The following is a 22,796-nucleotide window of genomic DNA, read 5'->3' on the forward strand; positions in this document are numbered from 1 at the left end:
CCCGAGCCGACGGGTGAGCTGACGCCCGGGCCGACGGTTGCCAGGCCCGGATCAGCGGTGAGCGGGCGCCCCGGGCCGGCGGTGGGCAGGCGCCCGGATCAGCGGTGAGCGGGCGCCCGGATCAGCGGCGAGCGGGCGCCCCGGGCCGACGGGTGAGCTGACGCCCGAGCCGACGGGTGAGCTGACGCCCGGGCCGACGGTTGCCAGGCCCGGATCAGCGGTGAGCGGGCGCCCCGGGCCGGCGGTGAGCCGACACCTGGACCGCGGTGGGCAGGCGCCCGGATCAGCGGTGAGCGGGCGCCCCGGGCCGGCGGTGAGCCGACACCTGGACCGCGGTGGGCAGGCGCCCGGGCCGACGGTGGGCAGGCGCCCGGATCAGCGGTGAGCGGGCGCCCCGGGCCGGCGGTGAGCCGACACCTGGACCGCGGTGGGCAGGCGCGCGGGCCGACGGTGGGCAGGCGCCCGGATCAGCGGTGGACCGACGCCCGGGCCAGCCGTAGGCCAGCCGTGGCCCGACGACCGCGGGCCAGCGGTGAGCCGGCACCGCGCCGGCGGTCGGCCCGCACCCCCGCCAGCAGTAGGCCGGCGCCGGATCAGCCGTCGCCCGGATCAGCCGTGGGCCGGCCCCCGTGCCAGCGGTGGGCCGGCCCCCGTGCCGACCATGGGCCGACCATGGGCCGGCGGTGGGCCGGCGGTCGGTGTCGTGGGCCGGTCGGGTGGCACGCCGTACCCCCGCGTGGGCGGGGGGCTGGGCGTGCCCGATAGCCTTCGGCCATGACCACGCTGCATTCCGCCGTGCGACGGCGCCGCGCCGTCGCCGCTGCCGGCGCCGTTTCCGCCGGACTGCTCGTCCTGTCCGCCTGCGAGAAGCCGACGCCGATGGCCACGATCACCGTCGGCAAGTCCTCGGTCAGCTCGGAGGCCACCTGCTACAACAACGGCAACCCGCTGAGCCCCGCCGACCCGAAGTGCCGCAAGGACTCGGGCGTCAAGACGATCACGGTCGACCCTGACGAGACCGTGCGCTTCGGTGTCGACCCGAAGATCGCGGACCAGGGCTGGACCATCCTGATGAACGGTCAGCAGCTGACCGACTCCAGCAAGAAGACCTACCGCGCCATTCCGGGCAGCGTGTTCTTCAACGCCCAGTACGGCGCCAGCGGCAACTCGACGCTGGTCACCATCCAGGAGGGCCAGAAGAACGTGATCGGTCTGTGGGCCTTCAAGCTCAAGAAGGCCTCCTGACCACGTCCGTACGCGTCCTCGTGGCCACCGCGGTCCCCGTCGAACGGGACGCGGTGGCACGGGCGTTCGCGGGACCGGTCCGCGAGGTACCGCTGCCCGCGGTGACCCTGCACCGGCTCCAGGGCCCCGGCCACGACCTGATCGCCGCCGGTGTCGGCCCCGCCCTGGCCGCCGCCTCCACCGCGTGCGCCCTCACCGCCGCCGCCCTCGACGGCACCCCCTACGACCTCGTCGTCTCCGCCGGCATCGCCGGGGGTTTCCCGCCCGCCGCGCCCGTGGGTTCACTCGTCGTCGCCGACGAGATCACCGCGGCCGATCTGGGCGCCGAGACCGGCGACGGCTTCCTGCCGGTGACCGAGCTGGGCTTCGGCACCGTCACCCACAGTCCACCGGAACCACTCGTACGAGGGATCGCGGCCGCCATCGGAGCACCCACCGGCACGGTGCTGACCGTCTCGACCGTCACCGGCACCGCCGCCCGGGCCGACGCACTGCGCGCCCGTCACCCCCGCGCCCTCGCCGAGGCCATGGAGGGGTTCGGGGTCGCCGAGGCCGCCGCCGCGCACGGCGTCCCCGTGCTGGAGATGCGCGCGGTCTCCAACCCCGTCGGCCCGCGCGACCGCGCCGCCTGGCGCATCGGCGACGCCCTGGCCGCCCTGACCGAGGGCTTCGGGAAGCTTGCGCCCGTCCTGGAGGGTTGGAACCCACATGAACTCTGAGAGCCGTCGCCTGCAGATCGCCTACTCCCCCTGCCCGAACGACACCTTCGTCTTCGAGGCCCTCGCCCACGGCCGCGTCCCGGGCGGGCCCGCGCTGGACGTCACCTTCGCGGACATCGACGTCACCAACGGCATGGCCGAGCGCGGCGAGTTCGACGTGCTGAAGGTGTCGTACGCGGTGCTGCCGTACGTCCTGGGTGAGTACGCGCTGCTGCCGTGCGGCGGCGCGCTGGGCCGGGGCTGCGGACCGCTGGTGCTCACCCGGGAGCCGGAGACCGGGGGCACCTCCCACGCTTTCGGCGGTGGGGGACTGGCGGGCCGGACGGTGGCCGTGCCGAGCGAGAAGTCGACGGCGTACCTGCTGTTCCGTCTCTGGGCGGCGGACACCGTCCCCGGCGGGGTGGGTGAGATCGTCGTGATGCCGTTCCACGAGATCATGCCGGCCGTGCGGGACGGGAAGGCCGACGCGGGGCTCGTGATCCACGAGGCGCGTTTCACCTACCAGAACTACGGCCTGCACAAGCTCGCCGACATGGGCGAGCACTGGGAGAACACCACCGGTCTGCCGATCCCGCTGGGCGCGATCATCGCCAAGCGGTCGCTGGGCGCGGACACGCTGACCTCGCTCGCCGAGTCGATTCGCGCCTCCGTACGCGCCGCCTGGGACGACCCGGAGGCCTCCCGGCCGTACGTCATGGAACACGCCCAGGAGATGGATCCGGCCGTCGCCGACCAGCACATCGGGCTGTACGTCAACGAGTTCACCGCCGGCCTCGGCGAGGACGGCTACGCGGCGGTCCGCGGCCTGCTCACGCGTGCGGCGGCCGAGGGGTTGCTGCCGCCCCTCGGCCCGAACGCGCTCGACTTCCCGTGAGAGTGGCTCCCGCGGGGCCCGCGAGAGCCCGCAAGAGCTAGACGTCCAACTGGTCGGCGACCGCGCGCAGCAGACCGGCGATCTTCTTGCCGGAGGCCTTCTCGGGGTAGCGGCCCTTCTCCAGCATCGGCGTGATGTTCTCCAGCAGGGTCGTCAGATCCTGCACGATGGAGGCCAGCTCGTCCGGCTTCCTGCGCTGCGCGGCCGCCACCGACGGGGTCGGATCCAGCAGTGTGACCGACAGGGCCTGGTCGCCGCGCTGCCCGGCGACGACACCGAACTCCACGCGCTGTCCCGGCTTCAGCGTCTCGACTCCGGCGGGGAGGACCGAGGAATGGACGAAGACGTCACCGCCGTCGTCGCGGGAGAGAAAGCCGAAGCCCTTCTCGCTGTTGAACCACTTGACCTTGCCGGTAGGCACGTCTGTCCTCGTCCTCGTACTCGTCGGAAAACTGCTTCGGAAACGGCTCTTGATAGCACTGGGGCGGGTCGCGTCGGGACCCGCCGGTACCAAGGCTAATGGTCTTGGGGCCGGTGACAAGACGTCGCCCGGTTGTTCCTTCGCGCTGGGAACTACCCTGGTCCGGTGCGTGACAAAACCCAAACGAATTCCCCCGCGGCCGGTGACCGGCTGATCCGTGCCGGTGCCATCGTCTTCTTCGTCGGTGCCGTGGCCACTGTGGTCACGGTGGCGCCGCTGTTCGTCGGGGCGAAGCCTTTTCCCACGTACATGTTCGGTCTGAGCATGCTCATGGGCGTCGGCTTCCTGATCGCGGCCGCGGGGGTGCTCCGGTCGATCGCGGCCGGGCGCCGTCAGGCCCGCGGCGACTCGCGGTAGCCGGTGCCGTCCGACGGGTCGCCGTTCGAAAAGACCGCGCGATAGTCCGAAAACCAATTCGGGAACTCGGTCAGGTCCGCGAGAACGACGTCCGCGCCCGCCGCGCGCAGTTCCCGCTCGTCGCACGGCCCGGTGGCCACCGCCACCGACAGCGCGCCCGCGGTACGGGCGCCGCGCACGTCTCCGACGTGGTCGCCCACGTACACGCGCGCGCCGTGCTCGCGCAGCGCCTGCGCCTTCTGTTCCGCCCACAGTTCGCCGATCACCGCGTCGGGTTCGATGCCCAGGTGCTCCAGGTGCAGCTTCGCGCTCGGCTCGTACTTGGCGGTCACGACTATCGCCCGACCACCCGCCTCCCGCACGGCGGCGATCGCCTCGCGGGCCCCGGTCAGCGCGGGCGTCGCGGTGACGGCGATCGTCGGGTACATCTCGCGGTACAGGTCGACCATGGGCCCGACCTGGTCGGCCGGGAACCAGTTGGCCAGCTCCTCCGCGAGCGGCGGGCCGAGCCGGGTGACCACCAGATCGGCGTCGATGTACGTCCCCGTCCGCTCGGACAGCGCCAGGTAGCACGCGCGGATGCCGGGGCGGGAGTCGATCAGGGTCATGTCGAGGTCGAAGCCGACGGTCGGCGGGCGCGAGGTCATGGGGGCCATTGTCCCCAGGAGCCGGGACCGCCGGAGCTCCGGCCCGTGTGACCTGCGTCCGTCCCGAGGGGCCGCCTGCGTGGCCCGGCGAGGCCACGCAGGACAGCCGGACAGGCCCTGATCCTGGCTCTGCCTCTGCCTCTGCCCCTGCCTCTGCCCCTGGCTCTGCCTCTGCCTCTGCCTCTGCCTCTGCTCCTAGCGCTGCCTCTGTGAGCGCCACACCAGGAACAGGGCCGAGAGGACGGCCGCGGCGCGGACCACCCAGGGCCAGGTCTCGGCGATCGCGTCGTTCATGTGGCCCTGGGCGATGGGGTCGCCCCAGCGTCCGTTGCCGCGGCCCCACAGCCAGACGATTCCGCCGGCGGCCGCCAGACCGGGCATGCCCATGACGGCCCACTTGGACTCGCTCGCGGTCAGGCGGCGGGAGGCGTAGGCGATGAGCCAGCCGAGCAGGAGGGCGAACCAGTTGCCGAGGACCGCGCCGGCGACCAGCAGTCCGGCCGCGAGCAGGAGCAGGGGATTGCTCCACCGGCCCGGGCGCAGCGCCAGGAGGCGCCGACGCGGTGCGGGGGCGTCCACCGGGATCGCGGGCTCCACGGGCTCCGCGGTGTCCTCCGCCTGTTCCACGGCCGCCGCGGGCCGGCCGTCGGCCTTCCGCGCGGGTTCCCGCGGTGGCGGCTTGAGCAGCTCCGGGATCTCCACACCGCCCGTGAAGCCCGGTACGTCGTCGCCGATCCCGAAGGCGGAGGGGTCCGTCCGCCACCAGTCGGGCGAGGTCGCCGCGCCGCCGAGTTCGTCGGCGCTCGCCAGGTGCGGCGGGGACGGGGAGCCGGAGGGGGCAGGACCCGGATTCGGCCGGGAGGGGCGCGGCCGCGGCACGACCCGGCGCAGTCCCTTCGGCGTCGCGTCCTGCTGCTCGTCGCCCTCGCGCTGGACGGGGACGGAGGGCGCCGGTGCCTTCGCGGTGCCGCCTCCGGCGCCGGTGCCGCCCGCGGCCGAGACGACCTCGTCGGGGCTGCCCAGGCGGTCCAGGATGCGCCGGACGGCGGCGGGGCTGTCGACGGCGGCCCTGGCGCGGCACCGGTCGATCTCGTTGCGCAGCTCCGAGACCAGACGCATTCTCGTGGCCGACGGCAGCTGCCGTTGCTGAGCGACGTCCCCGACGCGGCTCAGATACTCGTAGACGACCTGGTCGCTCTCGATCCCCACGGAACCCCTCCGGGGCGATGGGCGAAAACCCCGTGGAACGAAGGTAGCGCAGGCCAACACCTCCCCAACGCGGGCCGCCACCACCAGCCGTCCTGCACCCAGCAGCCCGCCCGGCACCTCCCCAACGCGGGCCGACACCCACCAGCCCGTCCGGTGCTTGAGGACGAGGCCGTTCAGGCCGAAGGGGGGGTCCGGGGGCACAGCCCCCAGCTACCCGCACCCCAACCAACCCGAGCCCCACTTCCCCGTGACCGCCGGAGGCAACCCGCTACCGTTGGTCGGATGAGCAGCGATGAGAAATCGGCGGCCCCCCGCTCGCTCGCCGAAGCGCTCCGCGCGCGCGACGACGCCTCTCTGGCCGCGCTCCTGCGCAGCCGGCCGGATCTCATCACGCCCGTTCCCACCGACCTCACCCAGCTCGCCACCCGGGCCGGCACCCGCGCCTCGGTGGTCCGCGCCCTGGAGCGGCTGGACCGGTTCGCCCTGCAGACAGCGGAGGCACTCGCCGTCGCGGGCGACCCCGCCACCCATGGCGAGCTGCTCGGCCTGATGGCCGGGGACACCGGTGATCCGGTCGTCGCCGCCGCCCTGCCCCGCGCCCTGGGCACCCTGCGCGAACAGGCCCTCGTGTGGGGCGGCGACGACCGGCTGCGCCTGGTGCGCACCGCCCGCGAGTTGCTCGCCCCCTCGCCCCAGCACCCGTCCCCGACAGGGCTCGGCCCGACGGTGCAGGAGGCGACGGCGGGCATGTCACCGGGCCGGATCCAGGAGCTCCTGACCACTGCCGGGCTGCCCTCGACGCACGACTCGGTCTCCGCCGTGGCCTCGCTGACCGGGCTCTTCACGGACCGGACGCGGATGGCGGCCCTGCTCGCCGGGGCCCCGGCCGACTCCCTCGGCGTACTGGACCGCCTGGTGTGGGGCCCTCCCTACGGCCAGGTCACCCCCGATCCCGCGCCCCGGCTGCGCTGGCTGCTCGACCGCGGTCTGCTGCTGCCGACGGCGCCCGGCACGGTCGTACTGCCCCGCGAGGTGGCCCTGCACCTGCGCGAGGGCCGCGCCCACCGCGAACCCGAGCCGGTGCCGCCGCCCGTCGAGGCCGCCGCGACCCACCGTCCACAGGTTGTGGACTCCACCGCGGCCGGGCAGGCGTACACCGCGCTCGCGACCGTCGAGGAGCTGCTGAAGGACTGGGACGAGGGCGGGCCGAACGTGCTGCGGGCCGGCGGTCTGAGCGTGCGCGATCTGAAACGCACGGCCGTCGCCCTGGACTTGTCCGAGCCGGTGGCCGCCTTCTGGGTCGAACTCGCCTACGCCGCCGGTCTGCTGGCCTCCGACGGAGAGCCGGACGAGCGGTACGCGGCGACCCCCGCCTACGACGAGTGGCTGGAGCGGCCTGCGGCCGAGCGCTGGGCGCGGCTGGCCGGGGTGTGGCTGACGGCGACCCGGACTCCGGGGCTGGTGGGCGGGCGGGACGCGAAGGACCGCGCGCTGTCGGCGCTCGGCCCCGGACTGGACCGTTCGGCGGCGGCGGAGGTACGGCACCGGGTGCTCACCCTGCTGGCCGGCCTGCCGGAGGGCGCCGCGCCGTCCCACGAGTCGGTGCTGGCCCGGCTGCGCTGGGAGCGGCCGTTGCGCGGCCCCCATCGGGAGGACGACCTGCGCAGCCGGCTGGCCCGGTGGACGCTGTCCGAGGCGGAGCTGCTCGGCGTGACCGGGCGGGGCGCGCTGTCCGCGCACGGGCGGGCGCTGCTGGGGGCACCGCCCGCCAAGGCCTCCGCGGCGGAGGCCGAGCCCGCGGGCCCCGGTGACAAGCTCCCCGTCCACAAGCACCGCCGGCCCGCGGGAGCCTCCCCCGGCCCACTGGGGACCGTATCGGGCACGACCGGTGCGAAACCCCTTCCCCCGGCCTCCGCGGAACCGACCTCCCCCGCCGAACGGGCCACCGCCACCGCCGCGGCCGCCCGCCTCCTGGCCCCGCTGCTGCCCGAGCCCCTCGACCACATCCTGCTCCAGGCCGACCTCACCGCGGTGGCCCCCGGCCCGCTCCAGCGGCCGCTGGCCGACATGCTGGGGGTGCTCGCGGACGTGGAGTCCAAGGGCGGCGCGACCGTCTACCGGTTCACCCCGGCCTCCGTACGGCGGGCCCTGGACGCCGGTCGGACCGCCGCGGACCTGCACGCCTTTCTCACCGCGCACTCCCGTACGCCGGTGCCGCAGCCGCTGGCGTACCTGATCGACGACGTGGCCCGCCGGCACGGGCATCTGCGCGTGGGCGCGGCCTCGGCGTACGTGCGCTGCGACGACGACGCGCTGCTGAACGAGATCCTGGCCGACAAGCGGTCCGCGGCCCTGCGGCTGCGCCGCCTGGCGCCGACCGTGCTGGCGGCACAGGCCGATCCGGCGACGCTGCTGGAGGGCCTGCGGGCGATGGGCCACGCCCCGGCCGCCGAGTCCGCCGAGGGGGACGTCCTGGTCACCCGCGCGCACGCCCACCGCACCCCGCCGCGCACCGCACCCGAGCCGGTGCCGGACGGCCCGCCCGCGCCCGACGCCACCCTGCTGTCCGCCGCCGTCCGCGCGATCCGGGCGGGTGACCTGGCCTCCACCACACCGCGCAAGCCGGTCGCGGCCCCGCTCGCGAACGGCGTCCTGCCCCGTACCAGTTCTGCCGAGACCCTCGCCACCATGCAGGCCGCCGTCCTGACCGGCGGGAGCCTGTGGATCGGCTACGTCAACGCCGAGGGCGCCGCGAGCCAGCGCGTCATCGCGCCGATCCGTGTGGAGGGCGGCTTCGTGACGGCGTACGACCACACCGCGGACGAGGTCCGCACCTACCCGCTGCACCGGGTCACGGGCGTGGCCGAGCTCGCCGACGACCAGGAATGAGCAGCGGGCGGGAAACGGAAAAGTCATGAAACAGCTGCGCCGACGGCTACGTTCTGTGCTATTCCAGTGACAACGCATCAACGGCCGGGATGCGTTGCCCGGGGGGACGGCAAGGGGGGCGGCCGCGATGAGCGATCCAGGAGCAGGACCACCGGGGCACGGACCGTCGCCCGACGGACATCGCCGCACCGCCCGGGCGACCATCTGGGCGGCGGTGATCGGGGGCTGCGCGACGATCGTGGCCGGTGTGCTGGCGGCTTTGGTGGCGGGCGTGTTCCAGACCGATGCCGGGCCGAGGACGGTGTCCGTGGTCTCGTCGCCGCCGTCGGCGGAGAGCTCCTCGGCGGACGCCGGTCCGGGCGACCGCACCACGAGTTCCGCCTCGGGCCCGGGGGACGGCTCCGCCTCGCCCGCGGACGATCCGTCCGGGGAGCCCACGGACGACCCCACGGACACCCCGGCCGGAAGCCCGACGGACGACCCCGGCGGCGACCCGACGGACTCCTCCGGCCTGACGCCCCAGCAGCGGGAGCTGGCCGACCGGATCGCCGGAGGGGACCTGTCCGGCTGCCGGGCCGCGAGCCCCGGCGCCTACGCGAGCGCGGCCGTCAACTGCCGGTCGGCCACCGGTCCGGCGCGGAACCCGCTCGTCGTCTCGTTCGCCGACGCCGGCCGGATGGCGCTGTGGCTGAACGCGGAGAAGTCGCGGTTCACCGTCAGCACCCTCGCCGCCAACTGCTACACCGCCCAGGCCTACGCCGGCCCCTGGTACAACAGGTACGGGGCCCGCACCGGCACCATCCTGTGCCACTGGGACAGCGGCAGGTACCGCATGGCGTGGTCGTACGACGACAAACTGGTCGCGGTGGTGGCGGAGGACCCGAACGCTTCGTCGCTGGTCACCTGGTGGCGCGGGATCCCGGTCGATCCGTGATCGCGCGGTCATTTGCGACACTGGATGTTCGGCCGCTACGGAAAGGGTGCCGCGCGTGAATGGTCCGCTGATCGTCCAGTCAGACAAGACCCTGCTCCTCGAGGTCGACCACGAGCAGGCCGACGACTGCCGCCGGGCGATCGCGCCGTTCGCGGAGCTGGAACGGGCACCCGAGCACATCCACACCTACCGGGTCACCCCGCTCGGCCTGTGGAACGCCCGCGCGGCCGGCCACGACGCCGAGCAGGTCGTGGACGCGCTGGTGCAGTACAGCCGCTACCCCGTGCCGCACGCGCTGCTCGTCGACATCGCCGACACGATGGACCGCTACGGGCGGCTGACGCTCAGCAAGCACCCCGCGCACGGGCTGGTGCTGTCGACCACCGACCGGCCGGTGCTGGAGGAGATCCTCAAGTCCAAGCGGATCACTCCCCTGGTCGGCGCCCGCATCGACCCCGACACCGTGGCCGTGCACCCCTCGGAGCGGGGGCAGATCAAGCAGGTGCTGCTGAAGCTGGGCTGGCCCGCCGAGGACCTCGCCGGGTACGTCGACGGCGAGGCGCACCCGATCGAGCTGCGCGAGAACGGCTGGGCGCTGCGGGCGTACCAGAAGCAGGCCGTGGAGAACTTCTGGCACGGCGGTTCGGGCGTGGTCGTCCTGCCCTGCGGTGCGGGCAAGACGCTGGTCGGCGCCGGATCGATGGCGCAGGCCAAGTCGACGACGCTGATCCTCGTCACCAACACCGTGTCCGCCCGGCAGTGGAAGCACGAGCTGGTGAAGCGGACCTCGCTGACCGAGGACGAGATCGGCGAGTACAGCGGGACGAGGAAGGAGATCCGGCCGGTCACCATCGCCACCTACCAGGTGCTGACGACCAAGCGGAAGGGCGTCTACCCGCACCTGGAGCTGTTCGACTCCCGCGACTGGGGGCTGATCGTCTACGACGAGGTGCACCTGCTGCCCGCTCCGGTCTTCAAGTTCACGGCCGACCTCCAGGCGCGGCGGCGACTGGGCCTGACCGCGACCCTGGTGCGCGAGGACGGCCGCGAGTCGGACGTGTTCTCCCTCATCGGCCCCAAGCGGTTCGACGCGCCCTGGAAGGAGATCGAGGCCCAGGGCTACATCGCGCCCGCCGACTGCGTCGAGGTGCGGGTGAACCTGACGGAGGCCGAGCGGCTGGCGTACGCCACCGCCGAGACGGAGGAGAAGTACCGCTTCTGCGCGACGACGGAGACCAAGCGGAAGGTCACGGAGGCCATCGTCCGGCGCTTCGCGGGGCAGCAGATCCTGGTCATCGGCCAGTACATCGACCAACTCGACGAGCTGGGCGAGCACTTGAACGCCCCGGTGATCAAGGGCGAGACGACCAACCTCCAGCGCGAGAAGCTCTTCGACGCCTTCCGTGAGGGAGAGATCAGCGTGCTGGTGGTGTCGAAGGTCGCGAACTTCTCCATCGACCTGCCGGAGGCCACCGTCGCCATCCAGGTCTCGGGCACCTTCGGCTCCCGGCAGGAGGAGGCCCAGCGCCTGGGCCGGGTGCTGCGCCCGAAGGCAGACGGTCACCAGGCGCACTTCTACTCGGTGGTGGCCCGGGACACGATCGACCAGGACTTCGCCGCCCACCGGCAGCGCTTCCTGGCCGAGCAGGGCTACGCCTACCGCATCGTGGACGCGGACGAGATCCTCGCCGAGAGCTGATCGCCCGGCCCTTTGGCGACCGGGCGCAGCCGGAGGGCCAAGGCCGCCAGCAGGCCCAGCCCCAGCAGCACGTACGGGGACGCCAGGGGCTGCTGCCACCACGGGACGTGCAGGTCCAGGTCGCCGTCGTGCGGGACCAGCCACATCGTGCGGGCCGTGAAGACGACCGCGGTGAAGACCGCCCACCGCCCGTGGCCATCGGCCACGAGTACGGCGATCAGCGGGATGCACCACACCCAGTGGTGGGACCAGCTGATCGGCGAGACGAGCAGCGCGGTGACCGCGGTCAGCAGAACGCCCCACCGCTCGTCGGGGGCCCGGCGCGCGAGCCACAGACCTGCGGCGGCCACCACCAGCGACGGGACCAGCCACGCCAGGCCCGGTGCCGGGTCCCGCAGCGCGCGGGCGACCAGCCCCTGGATGGACTGGTTGTCGATGATCCACGGCTTGCCCACCCGGCCGGTCTCGTACAGGCGCCGGGTGAAGAAGTCGACGCTGGCCGTGGGCAGGACGAGGGCGCCGAGGGCGACGGTCGCGGCGAACCCGGCCGCCGCCGTGGCCGCCTCGCGTCGGCGGCCCTTCAGCAGCAGGTACACGATGAAGAGTCCCGGCGTCAGCTTGATGCCGGTGGCGACGCCCAGCGCGAGTCCCCTGCCGCGGGCGCCGGGTGGCCGGGTGAGGTCCCACAGGACGAGGCAGGTGACCGCGAGGTTGATCTGCCCGTAGACGAAGGTCTGGAAGACCGGTTCGAGCCAGACGGCGAGGGCGGTGACCGTGCACAGCAGCGGAAGACCGGCCGGGCGTCCCGCGAAACGGGCGGAGAGGTGGACCAGCCAGGCGAGCAGGAGCGCGTTGCCCGCGAGGAACGCCGCCTTCAGGACCGGGGCCGGCATCCACGCCGTCGGTACGAACAGCAGCGCCGCGAAGGGCGGGTAGGTGGCCGACAGCCGCCACTGGGTGAGCGTGACGCCGTAGAGGTCACGGCCGTGCAGGACCGCCCGGCCCTCGTCCCGGTAGACCAGCGCGTCGGACATGTGCAGGTGCTGGACGACACACAGGGCCGCGAGGGCGCACAGCGAGACGGCGAGGAGGACCAGGGCAGGGGCTGCATGTGACCGCAGGGCCACCGTCCGTTCTTCCACGGGCCGACCCTAGTTGGTCACTTGTGACGTACGCCTGCTTCCTCGCCGTACTCGCCGAGGATGATCACGTCGAACGCCGCGCCCGCGAAGACCCTGACGGCGTGCAGGGCGTCGCCCAGGCGGTGGTGGTGAATGCCCCGCACGGCCGTGGCGCCGGCCGGCCGGGCGGCGGAGGCTGGATGAATGGTTGCTGCGCTCATGTCTCCATGGTGAATCTCCCGGCCCCCTTCCGGAATCGGTCTCCGGGGCCAATTCCGCCGGTCTTCCCGTACCCCCGTAGAGGGAGCGCACCCCCTACACCGGGGGGACGCAACCCCCTAGGGGTAGGGGTGCGGAGATCGTCGTACGCGGAAATCCGTTGGCCTCCGCGTCCCCCTCCGGCCTAGAATCTCCGCTCTTGCCCGCCTCCTCACGGAGAGCCGCCGACCGGACGGAAACCGGACGGCATCCGCACCGGCGTTCCGCAGCCGTCTGTCCCGTAGGCCTCCGGAGGCACACCCTTGTCCACGCCAGCCGACGCCCCCCTCGCCCGCGAACGGTCCCACCTGGCCGCGTCCCGGGCCGCCCTGCGCGCCATGCGCGAGGACGTCGAGTCGCTCGACATCAGCGACGTCACCGCGAACTGGGTCAACGCCGAGGTCCTGGCCCGCCAGATCGACGAGCGCATCAAGGCGCTGGCCGACCTCGGCGGCACCCCGCTGTTCTTCGGCCGCCTCGACTACCTGCACGCGCCCGGAGCCGAGCAGGCCGAGGGCGCCGAGGGAGAGAGGTTCTACATCGGGCGCCGGCACGTGCACGACGCCGACGGCGACCCGATGGTGATCGACTGGCGCGCGCCCGTCTCGCAGCCGTTCTACCGGGCCTCCAAGAAGGACCCGATGGACATCGCGCTGCGCCGCCGCTTCGGCTACACCGGCGGCGACCTCACCGCGTACGAGGACGAGCACCTGTCCGAGCCGGCCGACTCGTCGGAGGCCACCACCAGCAAGCTGCTCCAGCAGGAGATCGAGCGCCCGCGCGTGGGCCCGATGCGGGACATCGTCGCCACCATCCAGCCCGAGCAGGACGAGATCGTACGGTCGGGGCTGTCGGGCACGGTCTGTGTGCAGGGCGGGCCCGGCACCGGGAAGACCGCCGTCGGCCTGCACCGGGTCGCCTACCTCCTCTACGCGCACCGGGAGCGGCTGGCGCGCACCGGCACCCTGGTCATCGGGCCCAACCGGTCCTTCCTGCACTACATCGAGCAAGTCCTGCCCGCCCTCGGCGAGTTGGCGGTGCGCCAGGCAACGGTCGACGACCTGGTGGCCCATGTGGAGGTACGGGGCACGGACGATGCGGCGGCGGCGATCGTCAAGGGCGACGCGAGGATGGCCCAGGTGCTGCGCAGGGCCGTATACGCGCACGTCACCCCGCCCACCGAACCGGTCGTGGTGGTGCGCGGCTCACGGCGCTGGCGCGTCCCGGCGTACGAACTGGAGGACATCGTCCGCGAGTTGCTGGATCGCGGCATCCGCTACGGCGCCGCCCGCGAGGCCCTGCCGCAGCGCATCGCCCACGCGGTGCTGGTACAGATGGAGCGCTCGGGCGAGGCCCCGGACGACCGCGTGCAGGACGCCGTCGCGCGCAACCCGGCGGTGAAGGCCGCCGTCAAGGCGATCTGGCCGCCGGTCGACCCGGCGAAACTGGTGCTCCGGCTGCTGACGGACGCGGACTTCCTCGCCGAGCACGCCGGGGGAGTCCTGAGCGAGGAGGAGCAGAAGACGATCCTGTGGGCCAGGCCCGTGCGGTCGGTGAAGTCGGCCAAGTGGTCGGCGGCGGACGCGGTGCTGATCGACGAGGCGACCGACCTCGTCGAGCGGACGCAGTCCCTGGGCCATGTGGTGCTGGACGAGGCACAGGACCTCTCCCCCATGCAGTACCGGGCGGTCGGCCGGCGCTGCACCACGGGCTCCGCGACCGTCCTCGGCGACCTGGCCCAGGGCACCACGCCCTGGGCGACCCGCACCTGGGAGGAGGCGCTCGGCCACCTCGGCAAGTCCGACGGGGCCGTCGAGGAGCTCACCGCCGGATTCCGCGTGCCGACGGACGTCATCACGTACGCCTCCCGGCTGCTGCCGCACATCGCGCCGGGCCTGACACCGGTCGCGTCGGTCCGCGAGAACCCCGGGTTCTTCGAAGTCCGCGCGAGCACCGGTGACGCGGAAGTGGTCGCCGCCTGCGAGGAGTTGCTGCGCAACGAGGGTTCGACCGGCCTCATCGCCGCCGACGCCCGTGTCCCCGCGCTCGCCGAGGCGCTCACGGCGGCCGGACTGACGTATCTGGCCCCCGGCGAGGAGACGACGGCGCAGACGCGACTGACCCTGGTCCCGGCCTCACTGGCCAAGGGCCTGGAGTACGACTACGTGGTCCTGGACGAGCCGCAGGCCGTGGTCGACGGCGAACCCGACGAGCGCACCGGCCTGCGCCGCCTGTACGTGGCGCTGACCCGCGCCGTGTCGGGCCTCGTCGTGACCCACGCGACCACGCTGCCACCACAGCTGTCCGCTCGTGATCAATACACCTAGGGGGTGTCGTTCGGATCGCCTCGGATCAGGCCGCGGCGCATGGTGCGGTGCATCGCAAGGCGGAGCATGACCCGCGTACTGGGTGTACTCGGGTGATGCGACAACGCCGCGAGGTGCCGTGCCAGGCGTCACGGACCCGCGGTGATCCGAACGACACCCCCGGGGGGTGTGCGCGCAGCTCAAGGCCCTAGCGGGATGACACCTCCCCGTCCAGGACTGTTCGCCACTCGGCCACGGCCTCGGGCGAGACCGGGCCGTCCCACCCGGTGGGACGAGCCGCGCCGCCGATGTGGAAGGCGTCGATCCCGGCGGCCCGGAGCGCGGCCACGTGGTCCAGCCGCAGGCCCCCGCCCACCATGATCCGCTGCTCGTACCCGGGCTCGCCCGTCCGCGCCGCCTCCGCGACCAGCGTGGGGAGGCCGTCGTCCACGCCGGACGCCGAGCCCGCCGTCAGATACGTGTCGAGGCCGGGCAGCCCGTCCAGCTGTTTGCGCAGCGCGTCGCGGTCCGCGGCCCGGTCGATCGCCCGGTGGAAGGTCCAGCGGCACCCGTCCAGCTCGGCGACGACCCGCTCCACGGCGGTCAGGTCCGCGCCGCCGTCCGCGTCGAGGAACCCCAGCACGAACTCCTCGGCTCCCGCGGCCCGCATCTCCCCGGCCACCCGGACCAGCCGGTCCACGCCCCCGGCCCCCGCCGCGGCGAAGCCGTCCGCCAGCCGCAGCATCACGCGCAGCGGAATGTCGACGGCGGCACGGATCCCGGCGAAGGTCGCGGCCGGCGGGGTCAGCCCGTCGGCCGCGATGTCGGTGACCAGCTCAAGGCGGTCCGCGCCTCCGGCCTGGGCGGCGACCGCGTCCTCGATGCCGAGGGCGATCACCTCCAGGACTGCACGCGTGCTCATAGGACCCCTTTCCTTGGTTTCCCTGGTTTCCCCTGGAGCGGACAGGTCTAGTCCAATCTCAGGGTACGCCCGCGGGATCCCCGGTCCGAGCACAGGGAGCGGAACCGGTCACCCGAAGATGTTCAGCTCCGCCCGTTCCGCCCCCGCCAGCTCGTACCCCACCCCCGCCACCGGCACCGGACGCCCCGCGTACAGCCGTACGAGCGTGGCGGCGTCGCCGATGTACCGCGCCGGGGTCCGCTCGCCGCTCACGTCACCGAGGCGCAGCGGCTCGTCCACGTCGTCGAGGTCGGCGTGCAGCGGCAGATGCCCCTTCTCACGGGTGACGCGGGCCAGCAGGGTGAGCGCGTGCGGCAGCCCGTCGCCCGCGTAGGCCCCCGGTTCGCCGAGGGTCTCGCGCACGTCTCCGGCGTGCACCCACTCCCCCAGCGCGATCATGTCCAGTACACCGCCGGCCCGGGCGATCACCGGCCCGGCCTCGGTCATCCCGCGCTCCAGCTCGTCGACGACCCGGGCGTTCGTCCAGTCGGCCCGCTCGGCGATGTCCCGGTCATTGGACCCGGGAGAGAAGACACCCCGCTCGAACCGGCTCTCCACGACCCTGAGCAGCGCGGCGGAGCAGTGCGCCAGCACGTCCCGCACCGTCCACCCGGGACACGCCGCGGTCGGCCGGCCGAAGTCCGCGTCCGGCCTGGCCCGCAGCAGCGGAATCAGCACGTCCCGCTCGGTCATGAGCAGCCGCCCGGGCAGCTCGGGGTCCCGTACGTCGTTCACGGCAGAAGTCATGGGCTCCACGCTAGGGCGTGTCGTCGAACTCGCGCCTCCCCCGCGACGCCATGCACACACCCTCCCGGACGGGAGAATGAGCACATGGCCGATCACGCCGACCTCGACGCTCTGCGCGCTCGCTGGACCCGTGCCCTGGAAGGCGCTCGGGGTCCCGGCGCCGGTCCCGATCCGGCGCCGTACGCCGACAATCTGCTCGCCCGCTGGCAGGAGCCGCAGCGGCGGTACCACACCCTCGCGCACCTCACGGCGGTCCTGGACCGCATCGACGTACTGGAGCAGTACGCCGACGCCCCGGACGTCGTCCGCCTGGCGGCCTGGTTCCACGACGCGGTCTACCTTCCCGACCGGTCCGAGAACGAGGAGCGCTCGGCCCGCCTCGCCGAGCGCGCGCTGCCCGAGGCCGGACTACCGGAGGACCGGACCGCACAGGTCGCCCGCCTGGTCCGCCTGACCGTCGGCCACGACCCGGCCGACGACGACCGGGACGGGCAGGTCCTGTGCGACGCCGACCTGGCGATCCTCGCCTCGCCGCCGTCCGTGTACGCCGCGTACACGGCCGCGGTCCGCGAGGAGTACCACTTCGTCCCGAACGACGTGTTCCGCGAGGGCCGCGCCGGCGTACTGCGTCAGCTGCTGGCGATGCCACGCCTGTTCAGAACCCCGTACGCGGCGGCGACATGGGAGCGGACGGCCCGCTACAACATGGCCTCCGAGCTGGAAATGCTGTCGCTGTGAGTCCCCCACCGCGCCTACCCTGCGGTCATGGATGACTGGGGCGGGGAACAGGTACAGCAGGCCGTCGCGGGCGCGGTGGCGCTGCTGCGGACGGTGACGGACCGGGACTGGGAGGGGGCGCGGGCCGGGCGGCTGGAGTGGAGCTGCCGGCACACGGCCGAACACATCGCGAGCGATCTCGTGGCGTACGCGGGACAGCTGGCCGGGCGTGCCCAGGAGGCGTACGTCCCCTTCGACATCGTCCTCGACGACGGCACCGGAAACGCGGGCGTCCTGGACGTGATCGAGACGACCGGCGCCCTGCTCACCGCCGTCGTCCGCACCACCCCGAGGGAGGTCCGCGCCTTCCACCCGTACCCCTTCCGCAGCGCGAACCGTGAGGGCTTTGCCGCGATGGGGGTCACCGAGGTCGTGCTGCACACGCACGACATCGCCCAGGGCCTGGGACTGGCCTACGAGCCGCCCGCCGAGCTGTGCGCGGACCTGCTGACCCGGCTCTTCCCGCACGTCCGGCCGGGCCCCGCCCCCTGGCCGACCCTGCTGTGGGCCACCGGCCGCGGCGAACTGCCCGGCCGGGCACCGGTCACCGAGTGGCGGTGGAGCAACCCGCTCGTCGTCCCCGCGCCGCGGCTCGTCCTGGAGGGCGTCACCCCGGCCGCCGCGCGCGACCTGAGCCTCGGCGGCGACGGCGGCTTCCCCTGGATCGAGGGTGGCCCCTACCAGGGCACCCGGGATGCCGCCGGGATGGTGGTGAAGGCGTACGAGAGCGGGCTGCACCGGCCCGAGTGGGGCATATTCGTGCTCGTGCGGCGGGAGGACGGCCGGGCGCTCGGCGCGCTCGGCTTCCACGGCGCCCCCGACGAGGACGGGCGGGCGGAGGTCGGGTACGACCTCGCCGAGGCCGCCCGGGGCCGCGGCTACGCCACCGAGGCCCTGCGCGCCCTGTCGCGGTGGGCGCTGGCCCGGGACGACGTGGAGCGGCTGTTCGCGCGGGTCGACCACGACAACCTGCCCTCGCAGCGGGTGGTCACCCGCGCCGGATTCGTCCCCGCCGACCGGACGGGCGAGGGCGGCGACGGCGAGGAACAGCTCGCCTACGAACTGCGGGGCTGAGAGCGAGCGGGCCGCTACGAACTACGGGCTGAGCGAGCGGGCCGCTACGAACTGCGGGGCCGGACGCGGTGCTTGGGGCGGCGCAGGCCCGAGGCGTGCAGCAGCCGCACCACTTCACGGCTGCTGACCTGCACGGCTCCGGCGGCCACCGCGTCCGCGTAGCGGTCGGAGGGCAGGTCGTAGTGGTCGCGCTCGAAGGCCCGGCGCGGTACGCCCAACTCCTCCGCGAACAGGTGCAGTTCCTCGTAGGAGTCGTCGCTGACGAGGTGGGACCACATCCGGCCGTGCCCGGGCCAGTTCGGCGGATCGATGTAGATCGTCACCGCGCCACCCCCGTACGGGTCGGGGTCACGAGGGCGGCTTTCCACCCGTCGCCCCCGCCAGTGACCCCACCGGCGCCACCTTCACGCCCGCCTTGGAACACACCCAGTGCGGGTCGGGCCCGAGCTCCGGCTCGACGTCCAGCGCGTGCGGGTCGCCGGAGCCGCACACGGGACACAGCGGCCAGCGGCCGTACCGTTCCAGGAGCGCGTCCTGGACGTCCTGCGCGACCAGGCCGGCCACGTACTCCGCGCCGTCCGGCCACTGCTCCACCCACCAACGGCGCTGGGCGACGGAGTCCTCCACGAGCGAGACCACGTCCGCCTCCGCGACATCGCCCGCCACCAGGTCGGCGAGCACCAGGGCGCGGGCGGCGTGCAGTGCCTGCTCCAGGGGACTGATGGGATCCATGCATCCATTGTGCGCACTCTTGACCGCACCTCGGCGCCGAAAATATCTTTCACTGTGTGACCCAGGACCTGAAGGAAATTTTCGCGATGAGCGGCGGCACGGGCGGCACGCCACCGGCGCCCGCCGCCCTCGCCGCCAAGGTGCGGACGCTCGCCCCCTCGATGACCCGTTCCATGCAGCGGGTCGCCGAGGCCGTCGCGAACGACCCGGCCGGCTGCGCGGCCCTCACGGTCACCGGCCTCGCCGAGCTCACCGGCACCAGCGAGGCAACGGTCGTACGCACCGCCCGGCTGCTCGGCTACCCCGGCTACCGCGACCTGCGACTCGCCCTCGCCGGACTCGCCGCCCAGCAGCAGTCCGGCCGCGCGCCCGCGATCACGACGGACATCGCGGTGGACGACCCCATCGCCGACGTCGTCACCAAACTCGCCTACGACGAGCAGCAGACCCTCGCCGACACCGCAGCCGGTCTCGACACCGTGCAACTCGGCGCGGCCGTCACCGCGCTCGCCGCCGCCCGCCGCACCGACGTGTACGGCGTCGGCGCCTCCGGTCTGGTTGCCCAGGACCTCACCCAGAAGCTGCTGCGCATAGGACAGATAGCCCACGCGCACAGCGACCCTCACCTGGCCGTCACCAACGCCGTGCAGCTGCGCGCGGGCGACGTGGCGATCGCAATCACCCACTCGGGGTCGACGGGAGACGTCATAGAACCACTGCGCGTCGCCTTCGAGCGCGGGGCGACCACGGTCGCCATCACCGGCCGGCCCGACGCGCCCGTCACACAGTACGCCGACCACGTCCTGACCACCTCGACGGCCCGCGAGAGCGAGCTGCGCCCGGCGGCGATGTCGTCCCGGACCAGCCAACTGCTCGTCGTGGACTGCCTGTTCGTGGGCGTGGCGCAGCGTACGTACGAGACGACGGCGCCGGCGCTGGCCGCGTCGTACGAGGCCCTGGCCCACCGCCACAGCCCGCGGGGCGGCGGAACACAGCGCTAGACCGGCCGGCCCTCGCACCTCACCCCCACCCCCACGAAAGAGCCCCACAACAGCCGCAGAACAGCCGCAGAACAGCCGCAGAGCATCGCAGAACGGCAGAACGGCCTTGGAGCAGCCGTAGAGCAGTCCCAGATCAGTCGTTGAGCATCAGTACTGGTAGCCGTACGCACGAAGAGAGTCGCCCCCTCATGACCTCCACGTCCCACTACCGTGAGCTGCGCGCCGAGTTGGAGACGCTGACGACCGAGGCGTTCCGACCCGAGCTGTCCGAGATCGACCGGCTGCCCACCGTCGAGATCACCCGGCTGATGAACGCCGAGGACGCGACCGTGCCCATCGCCATCGCCGAGCGGCTGCCGGAGATCGCCGCCGCCATCGACGCCGTGGCGGAACGGATGGCGCGGGGCGGCCGGCTGCTCTACGCCGGTGCGGGAACGGCGGGGCGGTTGGGGGTCCTGGACGCCTCGGAGTGTCCACCGACCTTCAACACCGACCCCGCCCAGGTCGTCGGCCTGATCGCGGGCGGGCCAAAGGCCATGGTGACGTCGATCGAGGGGGCGGAGGACTCCCGGAAGCTTGCGGTCGAGGCCCTCGACGCGCTCGGCCTCACGCCCGACGACACGGTGGTCGGCATCTCCGCCTCCGGCCGCACGCCGTACGCCATCGGCGCGGTCGAACACGCCCGTGCGCTGGGCGCGCTGACCATCGGCCTGGCCTGCAACGCCGCCAGCGCGCTTGCGGCCGCCGCCGAACACGGCATCGAGATCGTGGTGGGCCCGGAACTGGTCACCGGCTCGACCCGGCTGAAGGCCGGGACGGCCCAGAAGCTGGTCCTCAACATGCTCTCTACGGTCACCATGATCCGCCTGGGCAAGACGTACGGGAACCTGATGGTCGACGTGCGCGCCTCCAACGACAAGCTGCGCGCCCGTTCCCGCCGTATCGTCGCGCTCGCCACGGGAGCGGCGGACGACGAGATCGAACGCGCCCTGGCGGCGACCGACGGCAAGGTGAAGAACGCCATCCTGACCCTTCTGGCCGGGGTGGACGGCTCGACGGCCGCCCTCCTTCTGGAGGAGTCCGGCGGTCATCTGCGTGCCGCGCTGGCGGCGGCGGGGAGCTGACGCGCACGCTCGGGACGTGCGCACGAACCCACCCTCCACGGCAGCCGCGATCCTCCTCCAGGTCGGCGGTCCGGCGAACGTCACCTCCGTCGCCCACTGCATGACCCGCCTGCGCCTGGGCCTCGCGGACCCTTCCCTGGCCAACGAGGAAGCGCTGCGAGCGCTGCCGCAGGTGCTGGGCGTGGTCACCACCGGCGACACCTACCAGCTCGTGCTCGGCCCCGGCCTGGTCGTCAGCGTGACAGCCCAGTTCGAAACCCTGCTGAAGAGGGGCCGGGCGGCACAGGCAGCGGCGGACGCCTTGGCAACGCACACGGCGGCGGGCGCCCCGGCGGCGCAGGCGGCGGGCGGCCCGCCGACCGGGACAGTGACGGACGGCCCGGCGGCCGGGACGCTGACGGTCGGGCCGGAGGCGGGGACCTTGGCGGATGGGCTCGCCGGGCGGGGGAGGCAGTTGCGGGAGGCTGCTCGGCGGCGCAATGCGACGCCGGTCAAGCGGGCGCTCGGGCGGGTGGCGAACGTCTTTGTGCCGCTGATCCCGGCGCTGATCGGGTGCGGGGTGCTGGCAGGCGCGGCCGGCCTGCTCGCCAACGCCGGCTGGCTGCCCGGCCTCACGCCCGCGCTGACGTCCCTGTCCTCGGGCTTCATGGCGTTGATCGCGGTGTTCGTGGGGGTGAACACGGCGAAGGAGTTCGGCGGCACGCCGGTGCTGGGCGGCGCCGTCGCGGCCGTGGTGGTCCACCCCGGCGTGGCGAAGGTGACGGCGTTCGGGACGGCCCTGCGACCCGGCCAGGGAGGGGTGCTGGGCGCACTGGCGGCGGCGCTGCTCGCGACCCGCGTGGAGAAGTGGTGCCGGGGCCGGGTCCCGGGCGCGCTGGACGTCCTGGTGACCCCGACACTCACGGTGCTGCTCTCCGGCCTGGCGACGCTGTACGGGCTGATGTACGCGGCCGGAGCCGTCTCCACCGCCGTGGGCACGACGGCGAACTGGCTGCTGCAGACGACGGGCGCGGCGGCCGGCCTGATCCTGGGGGCGCTGTTCCTGCCCCTCGTCATGCTGGGCCTGCACCAGGCCCTGATCCCCCTCCACACCACCCTGATCGAACAGCAGGGCTCCACACCGCTGCTGCCCCTCCTGGCGATGGCGGGCGCGGGCCAGGTCGGCGCGGCCCTGGCGGTGTACGTCCGCCTGCGCCACGACACCTCTATCCGTACGACGATCAGATCGGCGCTCCCCGCCGGCCTCCTGGGCGTCGGCGAACCCCTGATCTACGGCGTCTCCCTCCCGCTGGGCCGGCCCTTCCTGACCGCCTGCGCGGGCGGGGCGGCGGGCGGCGCCTTCATCGGCTCCTTCGCGATGCTCGGGACCAAGGTGGGCGCCACCGCGATCGGCCCGTCGGGCTGGGCCCTGTTCCCCCTGCTGGCCGGGAACAGGAGCCCGGCCGCGACGGCGGCGATCTACGGGGGCGGTCTGCTGACCGGCTACGCGGTGGGCTTCCTGGCGACGTACCTCTTCGGCTTCGGGGGCCGGTCGCTTCACGACGGTGAGAACCGGGCCGGGTAGGGTCGAGCCGCTCCCCCGCCCGTCCTACCCTTGGGGAGACACCGTCGAGCCGCCCCCCGTGGACGCCACCCTCGACA

Annotated in this window: 22 protein-coding genes; 13 read left to right on the forward strand and 9 right to left on the reverse strand. The window is 73.4% G+C overall.

What is annotated here, in order from left to right:
- Window positions 1-774 precede the first annotated feature (774 nt).
- Genes AB0A61_RS23805 through AB0A61_RS23815 form a run of 3 tightly spaced genes read left to right on the forward strand, consistent with a single transcriptional unit; the run spans window position 775 to window position 2,838 of the window.
- On the forward strand, window positions 775-1,245 hold the full coding sequence (locus AB0A61_RS23805; RefSeq protein ID WP_361295562.1) for a DUF2771 domain-containing protein: 471 nt from the start codon (window positions 775-777) through the stop codon (window positions 1,243-1,245).
- On the forward strand, window positions 1,215-1,964 hold the full coding sequence (locus tag AB0A61_RS23810; protein ID WP_361295565.1) for a futalosine hydrolase: 750 nt from the start codon (window positions 1,215-1,217) through the stop codon (window positions 1,962-1,964). Before AB0A61_RS23805 ends, AB0A61_RS23810 begins: the two co-directional genes overlap by 31 nt.
- Window positions 1,954-2,838, forward strand: coding sequence for a 1,4-dihydroxy-6-naphthoate synthase (locus AB0A61_RS23815; RefSeq protein WP_361295568.1), 885 nt, complete (start codon window positions 1,954-1,956; stop codon window positions 2,836-2,838). Before AB0A61_RS23810 ends, AB0A61_RS23815 begins: the two co-directional genes overlap by 11 nt.
- 37 nt (window positions 2,839-2,875) lie before the next feature.
- Here AB0A61_RS23815 and AB0A61_RS23820 read toward each other — a convergent pair whose 3' ends face one another.
- A complete protein-coding gene (locus tag AB0A61_RS23820) occupies window positions 2,876-3,259 on the reverse strand; it encodes a cold-shock protein (RefSeq protein WP_361295571.1) in 384 nt (127 codons plus the stop codon).
- Window positions 3,260-3,424: 165 nt separating this feature from the next.
- Here AB0A61_RS23820 and AB0A61_RS23825 point away from each other — a divergent pair, with 165 nt between their 5' ends.
- The gene (locus AB0A61_RS23825) at window positions 3,425-3,676 is read left to right on the forward strand and encodes a hypothetical protein (protein ID WP_361295574.1); all 252 of its coding nucleotides are present in this window, start codon (window positions 3,425-3,427) and stop codon (window positions 3,674-3,676) included.
- On the opposite strand, the gene AB0A61_RS23830 is transcribed toward AB0A61_RS23825, so the two are convergent.
- On the reverse strand, window positions 3,652-4,323 hold the full coding sequence (locus tag AB0A61_RS23830) for an HAD family hydrolase (RefSeq protein WP_361295577.1): 672 nt from the start codon (window positions 4,321-4,323) through the stop codon (window positions 3,652-3,654). The genes AB0A61_RS23825 and AB0A61_RS23830 overlap by 25 nt on opposite strands.
- A 195-nt stretch (window positions 4,324-4,518) precedes the next feature.
- Window positions 4,519-5,532: a hypothetical protein gene (locus tag AB0A61_RS23835; RefSeq protein ID WP_361295580.1), complete on the reverse strand. Its 1,014-nt coding sequence runs from the start codon at window positions 5,530-5,532 to the stop codon at window positions 4,519-4,521.
- A gap of 282 nt (window positions 5,533-5,814) precedes the next feature.
- Between AB0A61_RS23835 and AB0A61_RS23840 the strand changes: the two genes are divergently transcribed.
- The 3 genes from AB0A61_RS23840 (at window position 5,815) to AB0A61_RS23850 (ending at window position 11,054) form a co-directional block, all read left to right on the forward strand.
- A complete protein-coding gene (locus AB0A61_RS23840; RefSeq protein WP_361295583.1) occupies window positions 5,815-8,421 on the forward strand; it encodes a helicase-associated domain-containing protein in 2,607 nt (868 codons plus the stop codon).
- 127 nt (window positions 8,422-8,548) lie between these two features.
- The gene (locus AB0A61_RS23845) at window positions 8,549-9,355 is read left to right on the forward strand and encodes a PT domain-containing protein (protein WP_361295586.1); all 807 of its coding nucleotides are present in this window, start codon (window positions 8,549-8,551) and stop codon (window positions 9,353-9,355) included.
- Between the two features lie 55 nt (window positions 9,356-9,410).
- Window positions 9,411-11,054 (forward strand): DNA repair helicase XPB, encoded by a 1,644-nt coding sequence (locus AB0A61_RS23850; protein ID WP_361295589.1) that lies wholly within the window; start codon window positions 9,411-9,413, stop codon window positions 11,052-11,054.
- Here the strand turns inward: AB0A61_RS23850 and AB0A61_RS23855 are convergent.
- The gene (locus AB0A61_RS23855) at window positions 11,012-12,196 is read right to left on the reverse strand and encodes a glycosyltransferase 87 family protein (RefSeq protein WP_361295592.1); all 1,185 of its coding nucleotides are present in this window, start codon (window positions 12,194-12,196) and stop codon (window positions 11,012-11,014) included. The genes AB0A61_RS23850 and AB0A61_RS23855 overlap by 43 nt on opposite strands.
- Before the next feature lie 17 nt (window positions 12,197-12,213).
- Window positions 12,214-12,396 (reverse strand): hypothetical protein, encoded by a 183-nt coding sequence (locus AB0A61_RS23860; protein WP_361295595.1) that lies wholly within the window; start codon window positions 12,394-12,396, stop codon window positions 12,214-12,216.
- Between the two features lie 300 nt (window positions 12,397-12,696).
- Here AB0A61_RS23860 and AB0A61_RS23865 point away from each other — a divergent pair, with 300 nt between their 5' ends.
- Window positions 12,697-14,760, forward strand: coding sequence for a UvrD-helicase domain-containing protein (locus AB0A61_RS23865; RefSeq protein WP_361295598.1), 2,064 nt, complete (start codon window positions 12,697-12,699; stop codon window positions 14,758-14,760).
- Between the two features lie 187 nt (window positions 14,761-14,947).
- Here AB0A61_RS23865 and AB0A61_RS23870 read toward each other — a convergent pair whose 3' ends face one another.
- Both AB0A61_RS23870 and AB0A61_RS23875 read right to left on the reverse strand, forming a co-directional pair.
- Window positions 14,948-15,661 carry a copper homeostasis protein CutC gene (locus AB0A61_RS23870; protein ID WP_361295601.1) on the reverse strand — a complete coding sequence of 238 codons (714 nt, stop codon included), beginning with the start codon at window positions 15,659-15,661 and terminating at the stop codon, window positions 14,948-14,950.
- Between the two features lie 108 nt (window positions 15,662-15,769).
- Window positions 15,770-16,447, reverse strand: coding sequence for a maleylpyruvate isomerase family mycothiol-dependent enzyme (locus AB0A61_RS23875; protein ID WP_361295604.1), 678 nt, complete (start codon window positions 16,445-16,447; stop codon window positions 15,770-15,772).
- 84 nt (window positions 16,448-16,531) lie between these two features.
- On the opposite strand from AB0A61_RS23875, the gene AB0A61_RS23880 reads away from it, so the two are divergent.
- Entirely contained in the window at window positions 16,532-17,185 is a 654-nt protein-coding gene (locus tag AB0A61_RS23880) for a hypothetical protein (protein ID WP_361295607.1), read from the forward strand.
- Between the two features lie 27 nt (window positions 17,186-17,212).
- Entirely contained in the window at window positions 17,213-18,298 is a 1,086-nt protein-coding gene (locus AB0A61_RS23885) for a GNAT family N-acetyltransferase (RefSeq protein ID WP_361295609.1), read from the forward strand.
- Between the two features lie 44 nt (window positions 18,299-18,342).
- Here the strand turns inward: AB0A61_RS23885 and AB0A61_RS23890 are convergent, their stop codons facing one another.
- Together AB0A61_RS23890 and AB0A61_RS23895 are read right to left on the reverse strand one after the other, a co-directional pair.
- The gene (locus tag AB0A61_RS23890; RefSeq protein ID WP_361295612.1) at window positions 18,343-18,621 is read right to left on the reverse strand and encodes a DUF4031 domain-containing protein; all 279 of its coding nucleotides are present in this window, start codon (window positions 18,619-18,621) and stop codon (window positions 18,343-18,345) included.
- Window positions 18,622-18,646: 25 nt separating this feature from the next.
- Entirely contained in the window at window positions 18,647-19,030 is a 384-nt protein-coding gene (locus AB0A61_RS23895; RefSeq protein WP_361295615.1) for a hypothetical protein, read from the reverse strand.
- 56 nt (window positions 19,031-19,086) lie between these two features.
- Between AB0A61_RS23895 and AB0A61_RS23900 the strand changes: the two genes are divergently transcribed.
- The 3 genes from AB0A61_RS23900 (at window position 19,087) to AB0A61_RS23910 (ending at window position 22,719) form a co-directional block, all read left to right on the forward strand.
- A complete protein-coding gene (locus AB0A61_RS23900) occupies window positions 19,087-20,031 on the forward strand; it encodes a MurR/RpiR family transcriptional regulator (protein WP_361295617.1) in 945 nt (314 codons plus the stop codon).
- Window positions 20,032-20,219: 188 nt separating this feature from the next.
- A complete protein-coding gene (gene murQ / locus AB0A61_RS23905) occupies window positions 20,220-21,155 on the forward strand; it encodes an N-acetylmuramic acid 6-phosphate etherase (RefSeq protein ID WP_361295620.1) in 936 nt (311 codons plus the stop codon).
- Window positions 21,156-21,171: 16 nt separating this feature from the next.
- Entirely contained in the window at window positions 21,172-22,719 is a 1,548-nt protein-coding gene (locus AB0A61_RS23910; RefSeq protein ID WP_361295623.1) for a PTS transporter subunit EIIC, read from the forward strand.
- The last annotated feature ends 77 nt before the right edge of the window (window positions 22,720-22,796 follow it).

Source organism: Streptomyces sp. NPDC046197 (assembly GCF_040646295.1).
Classification (GTDB): Bacteria; Actinomycetota; Actinomycetes; order Streptomycetales; family Streptomycetaceae; genus Streptomyces.